A 14082-nucleotide genomic window follows, 5' to 3' on the forward strand; every position below is an offset into this window, starting at 1 on the left:
TGTATTGATACCAGCATAATTCAAAGTTTAGAGACAGGATCCTACCTGTGATTGTATTTAGATACTTGATTCGAGAAGTTTTAAAGGCCCAAATAGCGGTACTTTTGGTGCTGTTAGCTATTTTTATTAGCCAACATTTCGTGCGTGTGCTTGCTGACGCTTCTGATGGCGAATTTCCTGCTTCCCTAGTGATGACATTGCTAGGGCTCAACATGCCGTTTCTAATTGTTTTAGTGCTGCCTCTTAGTCTATTTTTAGGTATTTTGCTGGCTCATGGCCGTATGTACTCTGAAAATGAGATGGTTATTTTGCACGGTGTTGGTATTAGTGAATGGTATATCACCCGAGTCACTTTGCTGCTGGCTGTGGTTAATATGATTTTCACTGGTTTCTTGTCTATCTATGTCACACCTTGGGCAGAAGAGCGGCAAAACCAGGTGTTGGAGCACGCCCAGTCTGAGGCGGGCATCGCTGCACTTACCCAAGGTCGCTTTCAAACCAGCCCTAATGGCCGTGCGGTGTTATTTGTGGAACGTATTGGTCGAGACAATAAGCTTGATAAGGTATTTGTTGCCCAGCTTCCGGATCCTGATGATGAAACGGGCCTAGCTAATGTTGTGGTTGCACGTTCTGGCAAGGTGGTTGAAGACGCTACAGGCGGGCAAAGATTGCAGCTTGAAGATGGGGTCCAATATCAGGGGAGTCCAAAACGCGTTGATTATCAAGTCGTCGAATTTGGTGGCTATCAGATGGAGATTAAAGAGCAAGAGGCGGGTGAGCGCAGACGTAAGCTCTCTGCACTGCCGATTGATCAATTGATGGATATTGATACGCCAGAAGCGACTGCTGAGTTTCATTGGCGTTTAGCGATACCTTTGGCTATTCCTTTAATGACTTTGATTGCTGTACCTATGGCACGAGTTAATAACCGTCAAGGTAAATTCGCTAAGATGTTCCCGGCTATTTTACTTTATTTAGGCTACTTCGGGCTGATGGTTGCGGGTCGAAAATCGCTAGAGGATGGGGTGGTGCCTGAGATTCTCGGGATGTGGTGGATCCATGCCTCCGCCCTGTTAATAGGCTTACTCTTGCTTGGTAAAGAGCGGCCGACAGGGGCGAAACTTTCTGGTGTGTTTAAGCGCAAAAAGGCGGCCCGCACATGAGAATTTTAGACTTCTATATCGCTAAAGTTCTTATCAGTAGTTCCTCTTTGTCACTGCTTATTTTGACGGGTTTATCGGGCATTATTAAGTGGGTTGATCAGTTAAGACTCGTAGGACGAGGCACCTATAGCATGATGGATGCGGGGATCTATGTACTGTTTTTGATCCCCCGTGATATCGAAATGTTTTTTCCTATGGCGGTGTTGCTTGGTGCGCTTACCGGCATGGGGATGTTGGCATCTAATTCTGAATTAGTGGTGATGCAATCATCCGGTTTATCGCGCTTGCAAATAGCGTTGTCAGCGATGAAAACTGCGATACCTTTAATGATTTTAGTCATGCTACTCTCAGAGTATGTTGCGCCTGTTGCCGAGGTTCGAGCGAAAGAGATCCAGCGAACGCAGATCTCTGGCGGTAGTTTGATTGAATCTACTCGCGGGGTTTGGGCTAAAGATGGCGATCTGTTTGTCAATATTGGCGGCGTTGTCGATAGCAATAATTTACGTGATATCACTTTGTATGAATTTGATGATACCACTAATCTTACCAGCACCGTGCATGCTGAAACTGCTAAATATATGGGTAAGTTTTGGCAGCTCTATGACGTTAGAAGAACGTCACTAAAGAGCGAGCAAGTGGTGCTGAGCAACCTTGATGAAGATAAATGGGTATCGTCTCTGACACCTGAGAAATTAAGTGTGGTATCGGTTAAGCCTGAGTCACTTTCTATCGAAGGCTTACTGGATTATTTAGACTATCTACAAAACAACAATCAAGCTTCTGCGCGCTATGAATTAGCATTGTGGCGCAAGCTAATGCAGCCGGTGACCATTGCGGTAATGATGTTAGTTGCACTCTCCTTTGTATTTGGTCCACTGCGAACGGTGACCATGGGGGCGCGAGTTCTGCTTGGGGTCGTTGCTGGCTTTAGTTTCTATATATGCAGTGAGGTGTTTGGACCATTGAGTATTGTTTACGGTTTACCAGCATTTATTAGTGCCGGAATGCCCGCAGTAATATTCAGTGCTGGTGCGCTGTACTATATCCGTAAATAAAGGCCTAATCTGTAGAAGGTTGGAACAAAAAAGCCAATATACTTGCGAGCAAGTTTATTGGCTTTTTATGTTCTGCCTAACGCCTAACGCCTAACGCCTAACCGCATATAAGCGATTAAACGCCTCGCCAATTACGCATCTGATTAGCTTCTTTAGACAATACCACCACTTCAGAGCGGGTCATCATATCTTGCAATGCAAGCTTGTCACCGTTAATCAATATCCACAAATTACCTATGCCGAGTAATGACCAGATAAGTCTCGCTGCAGCTGTTACCATACTAAGGTTCTGACCATTCGGATGCTGGATTTTAAGTCTCCATGCTCGCATCCCTAAAGTTTGGCCACCGTAGCTCCAGAAGCTGATGTAGAACAAGCCTACACATAGCGCGATCCAGAATTGGTAGATCCCTTTATACAAAGGGATGGCATTAAGTGCATCGGACACATGTTCATAACCTGTTATGTCGATTAGCCCGCCTGAAACCAGTGCGGTGAAAATGCCAAAACCAATCGCACCTGCGATCATATAAACGGCGACTGCTAGCAACAGATCGTAAATAATAGCGCCGCAGCGTTTGAAAAAACCAGCGCGTGGAAAGTTGGCATGATCGCTATTGGGTATAGAGTTTGCTGTCATTAATATCACTCAATTGGTTAGTTTCCTGGGAAGCGTTTAACGAATTAACGCGCTTTAGGGTCATCTTTTATGTAATAGATATCGCTAAAACCAAATCTAGCAAACTCCTTATTACGGAAATCCCTTACTGCTGAAGAGCCTTTAGATGTCATTTCTACTTGCTGTTCCATCATATGGTAGCGAGTTAAATCAACGCCTTCTTCAGCCGCAACGGCTTCATAGATGTCATGAAATTTGTCGTAGGCAAAGTTAATTTCTTTTGCTTTGCCTTTGAACTTATAGGTGATTCTTACGGCCATATTGCTCTTCTCATTTGAAATTGGGTGCAAGCCCAAGCAGCCTCAAAATGCAGTCTGTAGCATGTTGAGGTTATTTATCGCTATGATAGCAAATCTCGACTACAAGGTATAAACCATATAACAGGCATCGGCAGGATAATCGCTAAGATCTTTATCAATTTCCTGCACTTTAAAGCCTTGTCGTTGCCAATAGCGATCAGCGCCTTGTACGGCAATCAAGCTAATGTTGCTAAAGCCATTATTCTTGGCGAATTGCATGAGTTGCTCCAGGATCAGGCGGCCAGCTCCTTTACCTTGAGCCTTCGCAGACAGTGCAATATCGTGCAGGTACAGCGTGTCGCTTGCAGTGATTCTCTCTAACTCTTGCTCTAAGGTGGGCGGATGATTGATTATCCAAGGATGAGCCAAACAATAACCTACAACTTGTTGGCTAAGTTCCAGGCTAAAACAAGACTGCGGTGATGCTAACCATTTACTCTGCAGCACTGCTAATGACTCCGGTTCTATCTGTGGATAGCACTCAAGCTGGATCTCAAGAATACTCGGCCAGTCACTTGTTTCAATATTGCGTAATCTCATCAATTTATACCGCCTGTGCTTAGCTTAAAAGGAGTATCTTTGTATTAAATGCTGTTTAAAGTATTCAGGGTTGAGTGTCTCTCCCGTGGCCTGCTTAACCAGTTCATCGGTGGACAATAAACTGCCTTTTGACCAAATATTATGTTCAAGCCAACCCATTACCGATGATAATTTTCCATTTGCGACAAGTGACTCCATAGAGCCTAATTGTTGCTCCATTGCCATCCTAAATTGAGCCGCATACATAGCACCTAATGTGTAACTAGGGAAGTAACCCATCTCACCAACAGCCCAGTGAATATCTTGCATGCAACCGTTCTTGTAGTCACCATCGGTATTGATACCTAAAAGGGACTGCATCTGCGCCGACCAAAAATCGGGGAGATCGGCGACAGCGAGTTGATTACTGACTAATGCTTTCTCTGCTTCAAAGCGCAGCAGAATATGGCAAGGGTAGGTGAATTCATCGGCATCGACTCTGATATGACCGGGTGTGACTCTAGAGTAGATATTAAGCAACTGCTCGTAGTTTAAGTTGCAATTCAAGCGCTGTTGCAACATAGGTTGCAGTTGTTTGAGAAAAGCACCACCGCGCCCAAGTTGCATCTCGCAGAACAAACTTTGGCTTTCGTGGATTGCCATTGAGCGCGCAACACCTGCGGGTTGACCGCGCCATTTAAGCGGTAAGCCTTGCTCATATTTTGCATGACCGGTTTCATGCACAACGCCCATCAAGCCGCTGGTAAAGTCAGCTTCATCATAACGAGTGGTTAGGCGAACATCACTGGCAACGCCGCCACAAAATGGGTGGCTGCTGGTATCGAGCCTGCCGTGATTAAAGTCAAACTGTAGTAATGTCATTACATCACGACTTAACAGTGCTTGGGCATCACTTGAGGCATGGGGGATCGTAAAACGATCTTGATGTCGTTGCTTTTCCTGAACTTGCTCAATTAACCCAGGTAACCAGCTTTTCAAACCACCAAATATTTGCTCAAGCCTTGCCGATGTCATCCCTGGCTCAAACTTATCCAATAGTGCATCGTAAGGGGAGATGTTGAGAGCTTCAGCACGGATCTGCGCTTCCTCTTTTGCGAGTGCGAGTACATTTTCAAGGTTAGGTCTAAAACCTTGCCAATCGTTTTGACTTCGCTGCTCTCGCCAAGCTTGCTCGCATTTGTATGCGGCTTTGGTTTTAGCTTCAACAAGACTTCCTGGAACAATATTCGCTTGTTGAAACTGATAGCGGATCTCTCGAAGGTTGGCCTGCTGTTGGGGAGCTAACGCTTCTAACTCAGCAGCGGCAATAGTTTGCTCTAGCATGGGCGCCGTTTTCAATGAATGAATATGCTTGGCAAGTTCAGCCATTGCAGCGCCTCGCGCCTCACCGCCGCCAATAGGCATCATTGCGGCTTGATCCCAATCACCGAGTGCGCTCAAATGCTCAAAATGGCTAATGCTTTGAAAGTGATCGCAAAGCAATTCATAGTGCTTATTTGCAGGTTGATTCATAAAGGTCTGCTAATGATGGTTAATCTCGCTATGCTAGCACGAACTTTAACGGCAAATAAGCGTACGAAATCGATTATTGATATTGCATTCGCAGTAATCTAAAAGGAGATAATAATGAACAAAGTTCAGGGGCAGAGTTTTATTGCGGCAAGTTTAATGCTGTGCAGTTTTAACCTCATGGCAGGGGGCGATGCATTTAAGTCGGGTGTTGTCTTACCCCAATACGGTAAAGTTGCCGATGTTGAGACTAGCTTAGTCATCCCTAAAGGGATGACATTCAAAGTGGTATTCGATGTGAGTAAAGCCGCTGAACCAGGCAAAGTTAACCGTAGTTTGGATACGTTGGCGCGTTTTATCAATATGCATGTCAGTAACGGTGTCGCACTCGATGATATCGACTTGATGATGGTGGTACACGGCAGTGCCGTCAAAGATTTTACAAAGGAAAAATACTTTCAATCAACTCAAGGTCAGCCTAACACCAATGCGGAGTTGATAAGCCAGCTATCAAAGCTTGGGGTTAAGTTTAATTTGTGCGGCCAAAGTGCTGCTTATTATGATGTTACGCTACAGCAACTGTTACCCGGAGTTGATATGGCATTGTCTGCAATGACTGCTCACGCCATTGCAGCAAGAGAGGGCTACAGCTTGAATCCTTTTTAAGCTGCGGATTTTTTAGTTTGGCTAAGGGACAAAGTTTGGTATGCTGAATACTGCATAAATTATTTTAAATTATGCAGTTAGCCACATTGTAAGGCAGCGAAGCCTTACGCCGCAGAGGATAATGCGGATAAATTGTGTTCACGGAGGATTTAATGGTTTTATTTCTGTTAAGCCAAGACAATTTACCCTATGCCATCGCGCTTTGTATCGTCGGTATATTAGGTATTGTAGAAAGCTTATCTCTTGTCATTGGTGCCAGCTTTTTAGGGCTGCTCGATGATTGGGCGCCTAATGGTGACAGCAATGATGTCGGTGGAGTCACAGGGCTCGCTGGTTGGTTGTGTATTAGTCGTTTGCCACTGCTCATTTGGTTTGTATTGGCACTAGTTAGCTTCGCCATTGCAGGTTTATCTGTAAATTACTTCTCCCTTAGCTGGTTTAACAGCCTCCTATCTCAATCTGTCTCTTTGCCCATTTCACTAATGCTGATGGCTATAAGTTGTCATTTTCTTGGGGGCAGGCTTGCTAATATTTTGCCAAAAAATGAATCATCAGCCGTTTCTGTCGAAGACCTTAATGGATGTGTCGGTATTCTAACAATCGGTAAAGCCGTTTTAGGTAACCCAAGTGAGGCTGTTGTTAAAGACGGTTATATGCAAAAACACTACGTTTTAGTCGAGCCCGATGAGCTTGGTGTCGAGTTTCCAACAGGCACTCAAGTCGTATTATTAAAACGTAAGGGGAGCGTTTGGCGGGCTGCCAAATTAGAACCTTAAGCTTATATTTAATAAATTTAACGTAAATAATGAAGGAACATTATAGATGGAACCAGTACAAGATATAGCAGCAGGATTTGGTGGTAGCTTTGCTTTGATAGTCGCGGGCTCAGTCTTTGTCGGTATGTTGGTTATAGGGATGATTTTTGCCAAACTATATTGCCGCGCCACCAAAGAGATGGCGTTTGTTAGAACAGGTTTTGGTGGTGAGAAAATAATCAAAGACGGTGGCGCCATCGTGCTACCTGTATTGCACGAAACTACCGTAGTTAATATGAATACCTTGCGCATTGAAGTGGAAAAAACCCAAAAAGATGCCTTGATAACCAAAGACCGCATGCGAGTCGATGTTAAAGCTGACTTTTACCTGCGAGTTGCTCCTAATGTTGAGGGGATCTCCATGGCAGCGCAAACACTTGGCACCAGAACAACACGAGTTGAAGAGCTTAAAAAGTTGATGGAGAGTAAGTTTGTCGATGTACTTCGAGCGGTGGCGGCAGAGATGAATATGACCGAAATGCATGAGCAGCGGGCTGACTTTGTACAGCGAGTGCAAAATAATGTCGCTAATGACCTTGAGAAAAATGGTCTTGAGCTGGAATCGGTATCGTTAACAGGCTTCGATCAAACTGACCTGCAGTTTTTCAATGAGAATAATGCCTTTGATGCAGAAGGTCGCGCGCGCTTAGCTAAGATCATTGAGGAGAAGCGCAAAGAGACCAATGATATCGAGCAGGAAAACCGAATTAAAATAGAGCAGCGTAACCTCGAAGCTGAAAAGCAGTCGCTTGAAATTGAAAAGACGGAAGAGGAAGCAAGGCTAGTGCAACAACAAGCGCTAGAGTTTAAGCGGGCAGAGCAAAAAGCGGAGATCTTAAAGCAACAAGAGCAAAAAACGCGTGAAGAGCGAGAGGCTGAAATTGCTAAAGAGCGTGCTATTGAAACTGCAGAGATTGAGAAAACCAAAGATATTGAAACCCGTGAAATCGAAAAGCGTAAAGCGATTGAGCAATCACGTATTCAGCAACAGCGCGATATCGAAGTGGCTGAGCAAGACAAGCAGATTGCGGTTGCCGCTAAATCAGAAGAGGAGTCTGCAGCGCGTGCGCAAGCAGCTGACGCTGAGAAGCTCAAAGTAGAGAAGGAAGAAGCGGTTATCACTACTCGTCAAGTGGCCGAAGCTAACCGTCGTAAAGAGATTGAAGTGATTGATGCACGTAAAGAAGCTGAGCGTGAGGCGGTGGGAGTCACCGTTGAAGCTGAAGCTGAAAAGCGTGCAGCTGAAGATAGATCGAGTGCGATCTTAATTGAAGCGAAAGCCGCTGCAGATGCGAAGAAGTTAAGCGCAGAAGCGGATGAAAAGGTCTATGCGGTTGATGCCGCCGGTAAGCAAGCGCTGCATGAAGCTGAGAACGTATTGAGCGATGAGCAGATTGCACTGCAACGCTCACTGGCGATTTTAGCTTCGTTGCCTGACATTATTAAGGAATCTGTTAAGCCACTGGAAAGCATTGAAGGCATTAAGATCTTGCAAGGCTACGGTGCAGGCACAGGTAATGCGACTGCTGTAGATACTGTTGGCCAACAAGGGGGCATTGCTGAGCAAGTCACTACCGCAGCGTTAAATTACCGCGCTAATGGGCCTGTAGTTGATGCGATGCTGCAAGAGCTAGGGCTAGTTGATGCAAAAACGGGTAATTTAAGTGAGCTGCTAAAAGGTAACAACAGCCTCACAGAGCAAGCGCTTAATATCCCTAAAGTTGAGCTCGATACACTCGACGGTCACAGTCATAAGCAAGCCACAGCAGCGGACCTCAACTAAATTCTCTGTCATCTAAAAAGAGCGCCTTTCGGGGCGCTTTTTTGTGTCTAAAGCAAATGAGTATTATGTAGTACAGAGTATTACCCGCTTTTAAACTTGGCTGACAAAGTGGATTTTTACTTTATCTTACCTTACCAGAGTCACCTCCAGCGCCGCCTGCAATTCTAAACGCGTATTTGCGGCTAATTACTCGATAATACTTTAGTGCGAGGAAGATATGCCAAAAAAATATGTTGAATCTTTAATCAGTAATTCCACATTTTTAGTTCATATAGAATATTCTAAAATTTTAGTTAATTAATTGAAAAAAGTAATGATAATTTTTTTGGGTTAGCAACCTAGCGATGTCTTTTTATTCACCTTGTTATGTGTTTACAGTGTTTACATTTGTTAACTTATTGTTACATTTGATGGGTTGTGCTAGGTTTTTAAGTTCCATTTAGTTGGTATTACTGCCAATTAAGGGATTTGTAGTTAAAGAATCTAATAATTAATTGGGCCATAAAAGAGCCTTGTGCAAACCTTTCTGGAGTAACACTTTATGAAATTGACAAGAATTGCAGCGACCTTAATAGCACTATCTGTTGGCGCCTCTGCGGCAGCAACAGCAGATGAGCGATATGTTATTCAAGTGGATAACAGTAAAAAAGGCGTTGTAAAAGCCTTAGCAAAGAAGATGGGCGGAGAATTAAAGCTTGATGGTGATGGCTTTATTGCAGCGACATTTTCAGGAAAAGATCTCGCTCAAGTGAAAGGTTTGCTTAACAACCCACATATTCAGCTTGTCGAAGTGGATCAGCGTCGAGCGTTAATGTCATTCAGTGACGACGTTGGCAACCCTATGACGCAGCAAATAACTCCTTATGCCGTTTATCAATCTAATGTGAATGATATTGGATTTAATAATGCTGCTGGTATGAAAGTTTGTATCATTGATTCTGGTTTAGATGCTTCGAATCCAGATTTTGAATGGGGCAATATTAGCGGTGACAATGACAGTGGTACTGGCAATTGGGATGAAAATGGTGGCCCACATGGTACGCATGTGGCCGGTACGGTTGGCGCTGCAGATAATAGCGTAGGTGTGGTGGGCATGGCACCTGGCGTTGATATGCACATTATTAAAGTATTTAATGCCGAGGGTTGGGGTTATTCATCCGATCTTGCTCATGCTGCTAACTTATGTAGTGCGGCTGGCGCCAATATTATCAGTATGAGCCTAGGTGGTGGCGGTTCAAACTCTACAGAATCAAATGCATTCCAGTCTTTCACTGATGCAGGTGGCCTAGTCGTTGCGGCAGCGGGTAATGATGGCAACAGTGTTCGCTCATATCCTGCAGGTTATCCTTCAGTGATGATGGTTGGCGCTAATGATGCAAATAACGACATCGCTGATTTCTCGCAGTTTCCAACGTGTACGACGGGTCGAGGTAAAAAGCAAAAAACAGATACCAGTATCTGTGTTGAGATTGCCGCAGGTGGTGTAGATACCCTATCAACCTACCCTGCGGGTATGGCAACAGCATCCAACATGAGTGCTGATGGCGTAGCGTACTCAAGCTCTGCAATGGAAAATGCTGGCTCTATATCAGGCAGTGTATTTTATATGGGCACAGCTGAGACGACCAATGCTGGTGCAAACGGTATGGTTTGTATGATTGATCGTGGCGTTATCTCTTTCCATGACAAAGTGCTTAATTGTGAAAACTCAGGTGGTGTCGGCGCCGTTATTATCAATAATGAACCCGGTATGCTTTATGGAACATTAGGCGACACCAATGCCACGACTATCCCAGCTGTTGGCGCAGCATTTGAAGACAGATCTGCGCTGATTGCGGCTGCTAATGCGGATATTGCAATTGGCACCTCTGATTACGGCTTTATGAGCGGTACTTCAATGGCAACACCTGCTGTATCGGGTATCGCAGCAAGAGTATGGTCTAATCATACAGAATGTACCGGCAGCGAAATCCGCGCAGCATTGAATGCTTCAGCAATGGACAGTGGTGCAAGTGGTCATGACGTTTACTTTGGTCACGGTATTGCTGATGCTGCAGCGGCTGATGCTTACTTAACGGCTAATGGTTGTGCAGGTGGTGATAACGGTGGTGACCCAGGCACGGGCGATGGTCTAGCTGTTACGACTAACCATTATAAGCAACGTGGTGTAAAAACCGTTGAGCTTAGCTTTAGTGGCGCAGCAGGCAGCACTGTGGATGTTTATCGTGATGGCAACCTTGTTGGTTCATCAGCAAGCAATGCAAACTATATCGATACTATTACGACTAAAGGCGGCGGAACATACACCTATAAAGCATGTGACGCAGGAACAACAACCTGTAGTGCTAATGTGAGTGTAACATTCTAAAAGCTATTTCAACTGAGTAGATAAAAAAGGCCTGCATTTAGCAGGCCTTTTTGTTTCATCATAGTGAGATTAATGCGTTAGCGGTTGCAATATTGATAGTGCTGGCTGCAAGTTTTTCGGCCATATTTGGTAAGCCTTATGGTGCTTAATCAAAGAGGCCTTTTTGTTGCCAGGGCTGAGCAGTAGATCATGCTTATAAGCCACCGCGGAAAAAGTAGGCTCTTGGGCACGCACATAAAGGGTAATGGGTTTTACCAGTTCTGCGCCGTCAATGCGTTGCTGAAATTGATCTTCAGGTATGATCAAACTCGAGTGACCATCACTTGCAAGTTTTAGCTTTTTAGTCACTTCTTGATCGGTAATGATAAGCCAATCGTCGGCTTCAAGCTCAACCAACATCGCCTTTAAAGATGCCGCCAGCCCTTGTTGTTTATCGGCAATGTAGCTGTACTGCTGACTAATTTTTTGCAGTAACAGCTTAAGCTCTGCAGCTGCGCCCATGCTACGAGCTTGTCTTATCCAAAAGGTGAGATCATCGGCGATTAATTTAGGGAAGCGACGTTCTTTAAGGGCGGTTACCATCCAGCTACATAAAAAATGACTCTCAGCGGCGGGGGTTTTAGCACTGCTGCTTTTTGCCGCATAATCGGAAAGAGCAGCAAGACCTGCGTTAGCAAAGTCTAAAAGGGCTTGGTTATAACTGGTATCGGACATGAGATCTCCGCCGTGGAAAGTAAGTGAGGATACGGCGGAGAGATTATAGCTAATCCCGTCTTTAACAGCTACGTTGAAGCGCAGCTGCAAGAGATTATTTGAGTGCCAATTTTGCCGCGGTAGTAATTAGTTCAGGTGCTGGGCGCACTCTAAAGTTTGGATTTACATATTGGAAATGCACTAGGCCGCTAGCATCGCTGATATAAACGGCAGGAACAGGTAATACTAAGCGCTGCTCGCCAGATGGCGTTTGCCACAGTTTATTTTCAAGCTTCATCTTGCTGGTGTAACGCGCAGTGGTTTTGGCACTGGTGTAATAGGCTAGGCCGAAGGCTTTACTGGTCTCTAAATTGGCATCGGATAACAAGGTGTAACTGAGGTCTTGTTTGGTCATCGAGGCCTTTAGTTTTTCTGGTGTGTCGGGAGAGATCCCAATCAGTTGATAGCCCATCTCAAGTAGCTGTGGCTCAATTGCTTGTAACTGACCCATTTGAGAGTTGCAAAATGGGCACCAGCCACCACGATAGAAAAAGATAATGCTGGGTTTTCCGGCAGTGAGTTTGGCGATATCAACACTGTTGCCATTGAGATCTTTTAGTGAAGCAGAAGGGATAGTTTGTCCGTTCATTAACGGCATCACATTCAATTCATCGAGTGCGATAGGTTTAGCAAAAACAGGCAAGCTAAACAGCAGTGTTGATAGTGAGAGTGACAGTGCAACTAAGGTCTTTTTTAACATTATTTTGGCCTTTGAATGTAGAGGGAGTTATTCGCCAAATAATAGACCTGTGAAATGTAATTTAACTTTCAATGTCTGTTGCTAGGGGCTGTTGATCTTTCACGGTTGTTTTTGCCGCAGTTTATTGGCTATTTTGACAAGGCGGAGGCTATGCCGTTTAGTTATTCTCCACAAATAGTCTACAACACAGTAAAAATAGCCAAGAAACGCGGCCCTTTGGGTTCGATTCAATGCTTCTATTCTTTTATGACTAGAATGTGTTATGAGCTTTTCACTTAGCCAGCTAAGCTTTATCGCTCAAGCCTTGTACTAGAAGCATTATTCCTTACGGTAAAGAGCCGAACAAAAACTAAGCTCGAAAGATCAACAGCCCCTAAATAATACGCACAAAAAAGCACCATATGGTGCTTTTTTTGATTATAAAATAATTCGATGTCCGTACTGCGATTATTTTATCTTCTTAATTTTTGCCGGAGAGGCGTTTTTCACTTTCACGCGACGACCTTGCATGTTTTTCTCGGCAATCACTTGAGCGCCAGCATTATCGCTACGTTGTTGTTTCTTGGCGAAACTGCGACGAGTTTGCAGCTGTTTGATAAGTAGATCTCGACTACCCACTTCGTAACCTGGAACCGTTACGCGGCGTAATTTTTGGCCAATCAGTTTTTCAATATCAGCTAAGGTGCGTTCCTCTTCACGACTGACAAATGAGATGGCAACGCCAGATTTACCTGCGCGGCCAGTACGGCCTATACGGTGAACATAATCTTCTGCAAGGAAAGGTAGGTCGTAATTGACCACATACTCAAGGTCTTGAATGTCGAGGCCGCGAGCTGCAACTTCGGTTGCAACTAGCACGCGCATCTTGCCTTCTTTAAATTCACGCAGTGCACGACGTCGGCTACCTTGCGCTTTTTCGCCGTGTACTACTGCCGTTGGAATACCATCAAGGTTAAGCTCTTTCTCGAGTTTATCCGCGGCATCACGGGTGGCTGTAAACACCAATACTTGTTGCCAGTTTTTCTTGCCGATAAGTTCTGAAAGTAGCTCACGCTTACGGCGTTGCTCTACTGGGTATATAACTTGGCTAACAGTATCAGCGGTGGTGTTCTGTTTATCAGCCGTGATGACATTGGGTTTAGTCATCATTTCACTGGCAAGCTTTTTCACTGCAGAAGAGAAGGTAGCTGAGAACATTAAGTTCTGACGTTTGCTATTCACTGCTTGTAGAATTTTTTGGATATCGGCACTAAAACCCATATCTAGCATACGGTCGGCTTCATCGAGTACTAAAAAGTCGACATTTGAAAGGCTAAGGTTACAGGCAACGATATGCTCAAGTAAGCGACCTGGGGTGGCGATAATAATATCGGCACCGCGTTTTAGCTTAGTGGCCTGGCTATCCATTTTTACGCCGCCGACAATTGTGACGACATTGACCTCAAGGTATTTCGCGTAATCATTAATGTTGTCGGCAATTTGCGCCGCTAACTCGCGAGTAGGCGTTAAAATTAACGCTCGAGTGTTAGAGCGTTGCGTCGCGCTTGGGTTATCAAGCATTTTTTGCAAGATAGGCAGTGAAAATGCAGCCGTTTTACCTGTACCAGTTTGGGCGCTAGCTAACACATCCTGACCACGGCGAACCGCTGGAATTGCCTGCTGCTGAATAGGTGTCATTTTTTGATAACCACATTCAGAGATGGCGCGCAAAATCTCGGGAGCAAAACTAAAAGATTCAAATCTCATGATGAG

The 14082-nt window shown here is 44.7% G+C and carries 13 protein-coding genes; 6 read left to right on the forward strand and 7 right to left on the reverse strand.

Going from position 1 to position 14082, the window contains the following annotated elements; translation table 11 throughout:
* Positions 1-47 precede the first annotated feature (47 nt).
* Together lptF and lptG are read left to right on the forward strand one after the other, a co-directional pair.
* Positions 48-1163 carry an LPS export ABC transporter permease LptF gene (gene lptF / locus L2730_RS01375; protein ID WP_248972952.1) on the forward strand — a complete coding sequence of 372 codons (1116 nt, stop codon included), beginning with the start codon at positions 48-50 and terminating at the stop codon, positions 1161-1163.
* A complete protein-coding gene (gene lptG / locus L2730_RS01380; protein WP_248972953.1) occupies positions 1160-2218 on the forward strand; it encodes an LPS export ABC transporter permease LptG in 1059 nt (352 codons plus the stop codon). The genes lptF and lptG overlap by 4 nt, the downstream gene beginning before the upstream one ends.
* Positions 2219-2333: 115 nt before the next feature.
* Here lptG and L2730_RS01385 read toward each other — a convergent pair whose 3' ends face one another.
* The 4 genes from L2730_RS01385 to L2730_RS01400 form a co-directional block, all read right to left on the reverse strand.
* Positions 2334-2843, reverse strand: coding sequence for an RDD family protein (locus L2730_RS01385; protein WP_248973170.1), 510 nt, complete (start codon positions 2841-2843; stop codon positions 2334-2336).
* Positions 2844-2902: 59 nt separating this feature from the next.
* Positions 2903-3157, reverse strand: coding sequence for a DUF2960 domain-containing protein (locus tag L2730_RS01390; RefSeq protein WP_020914207.1), 255 nt, complete (start codon positions 3155-3157; stop codon positions 2903-2905).
* Positions 3158-3256: 99 nt separating this feature from the next.
* Positions 3257-3736 carry a GNAT family N-acetyltransferase gene (locus L2730_RS01395; RefSeq protein WP_248972954.1) on the reverse strand — a complete coding sequence of 160 codons (480 nt, stop codon included), beginning with the start codon at positions 3734-3736 and terminating at the stop codon, positions 3257-3259.
* 24 nt (positions 3737-3760) lie between these two features.
* Positions 3761-5248, reverse strand: a complete 1488-nt coding sequence (locus tag L2730_RS01400) for a carboxypeptidase M32 (protein WP_248972955.1) — start codon at positions 5246-5248, stop codon at positions 3761-3763.
* Between the two features lie 114 nt (positions 5249-5362).
* Between L2730_RS01400 and L2730_RS01405 the strand changes: the two genes are divergently transcribed.
* The 4 genes from L2730_RS01405 (at position 5363) to L2730_RS01420 (ending at position 10877) form a co-directional block, all read left to right on the forward strand.
* Entirely contained in the window at positions 5363-5911 is a 549-nt protein-coding gene (locus L2730_RS01405; RefSeq protein ID WP_248972956.1) for a DsrE family protein, read from the forward strand.
* A gap of 152 nt (positions 5912-6063) precedes the next feature.
* Entirely contained in the window at positions 6064-6687 is a 624-nt protein-coding gene (locus L2730_RS01410) for an OB-fold-containig protein (protein ID WP_248972957.1), read from the forward strand.
* 46 nt (positions 6688-6733) lie between these two features.
* Entirely contained in the window at positions 6734-8509 is a 1776-nt protein-coding gene (locus L2730_RS01415; protein WP_248972958.1) for a flotillin family protein, read from the forward strand.
* A 541-nt stretch (positions 8510-9050) separates the two neighbouring features.
* Positions 9051-10877 (forward strand): S8 family serine peptidase, encoded by a 1827-nt coding sequence (locus L2730_RS01420; protein WP_248972959.1) that lies wholly within the window; start codon positions 9051-9053, stop codon positions 10875-10877.
* Between the two features lie 69 nt (positions 10878-10946).
* On the opposite strand, the gene L2730_RS01425 is transcribed toward L2730_RS01420, so the two are convergent.
* From L2730_RS01425 to L2730_RS01435, 3 genes are all read right to left on the reverse strand, one after another.
* Positions 10947-11591, reverse strand: a complete 645-nt coding sequence (locus L2730_RS01425; protein ID WP_248972960.1) for a DUF2913 family protein — start codon at positions 11589-11591, stop codon at positions 10947-10949.
* Positions 11592-11685: 94 nt separating this feature from the next.
* On the reverse strand, positions 11686-12330 hold the full coding sequence (locus tag L2730_RS01430) for a peroxiredoxin-like family protein (protein WP_248972961.1): 645 nt from the start codon (positions 12328-12330) through the stop codon (positions 11686-11688).
* A 447-nt stretch (positions 12331-12777) separates the two neighbouring features.
* Positions 12778-14076 carry a DEAD/DEAH box helicase gene (locus L2730_RS01435; RefSeq protein WP_248972962.1) on the reverse strand — a complete coding sequence of 433 codons (1299 nt, stop codon included), beginning with the start codon at positions 14074-14076 and terminating at the stop codon, positions 12778-12780.
* Positions 14077-14082: the final 6 nt, after the last annotated feature.

It is taken from the genome of Shewanella kaireitica (genome assembly GCF_023284045.1).
GTDB classification, from domain to species: domain Bacteria; phylum Pseudomonadota; class Gammaproteobacteria; order Enterobacterales; family Shewanellaceae; genus Shewanella; species Shewanella kaireitica.

Excerpts from the sequence above, each read along its gene's own strand:
- L2730_RS01420 (WP_248972959.1), top strand. The coding sequence starts at position 9,051 with ATGAAATTGACAAGAATTGCAGCGACCTTAATAGCACTATCTGTTGGC.
- L2730_RS01435 (WP_248972962.1), bottom strand. The coding sequence starts at position 14,076 with ATGAGATTTGAATCTTTTAGTTTTGCTCCCGAGATTTTGCGCGCCATC.
- L2730_RS01400 (WP_248972955.1), bottom strand. The coding sequence starts at position 5,248 with ATGAATCAACCTGCAAATAAGCACTATGAATTGCTTTGCGATCACTTT.
- L2730_RS01415 (WP_248972958.1), top strand. The coding sequence starts at position 6,734 with ATGGAACCAGTACAAGATATAGCAGCAGGATTTGGTGGTAGCTTTGCT.
- lptG (WP_248972953.1), top strand. The coding sequence starts at position 1,160 with ATGAGAATTTTAGACTTCTATATCGCTAAAGTTCTTATCAGTAGTTCC.
- L2730_RS01390 (WP_020914207.1), bottom strand. The coding sequence starts at position 3,157 with ATGGCCGTAAGAATCACCTATAAGTTCAAAGGCAAAGCAAAAGAAATT.
- L2730_RS01395 (WP_248972954.1), bottom strand. The coding sequence starts at position 3,736 with ATGAGATTACGCAATATTGAAACAAGTGACTGGCCGAGTATTCTTGAG.
- L2730_RS01430 (WP_248972961.1), bottom strand. The coding sequence starts at position 12,330 with ATGTTAAAAAAGACCTTAGTTGCACTGTCACTCTCACTATCAACACTG.
- L2730_RS01410 (WP_248972957.1), top strand. The coding sequence starts at position 6,064 with ATGGTTTTATTTCTGTTAAGCCAAGACAATTTACCCTATGCCATCGCG.
- L2730_RS01425 (WP_248972960.1), bottom strand. The coding sequence starts at position 11,591 with ATGTCCGATACCAGTTATAACCAAGCCCTTTTAGACTTTGCTAACGCA.
- L2730_RS01405 (WP_248972956.1), top strand. The coding sequence starts at position 5,363 with ATGAACAAAGTTCAGGGGCAGAGTTTTATTGCGGCAAGTTTAATGCTG.